The organism is Methylovorus sp. MM2 (assembly GCF_001648895.1).
In the GTDB taxonomy this organism is placed as follows: domain Bacteria; phylum Pseudomonadota; class Gammaproteobacteria; order Burkholderiales; family Methylophilaceae; genus MM1.
In genome coordinates this window covers 1-420 of record NZ_LXUF01000004.1, presented here as the reverse complement: position 1 = coordinate 420, position 420 = coordinate 1, and the positions used below count along the sequence as shown (strand labels likewise).

The following is a 420-nucleotide window of genomic DNA, read 5'->3' as shown; positions in this document are numbered from 1 at the left end:
GTACGGGTTCAGCGCGGTGACCAGGCCGATGCTGTGCTCGACCAGTTCGTGGCAGCGCTCGACGTTGGCGGTGATGCCGGTGATGCAGTGTTCGCGGAGCATGTCCATGGCGCGTTGCAGCAGGCGGATCGAGTCGAAGATCTTGTAGGCGATCAGCGGCTCCATCACGTTCAGTTGCAACTGGCCGCCTTCGGCCGCCAGGGTCAGGGCGAGGTCGTTGCCGATCACTTCGAAGGCGACCTGGTTGACCGCTTCCGGGATCACCGGGTTGACCTTGCCCGGCATGATCGAACTGCCCGGCTGGCGCGGCGGCAGGTTGATCTCGTTGATGCCGGTGCGCGGGCCGCTGGAGAGCAGGCGCAGGTCGTTGCAGATCTTCGACAGCTTGACCGCGGTGCGCTTGAGCATGCCGGAGAACAG

Annotated in this window: 1 protein-coding gene; it reads right to left on the bottom strand. The window is 64.8% G+C overall.

Features of this window, described 5'->3' with window-relative positions:
* The coding region (locus A7981_RS07590) for a lyase family protein (protein ID WP_254258536.1) at window positions 1–420 on the bottom strand (420 nt) is incomplete at both ends.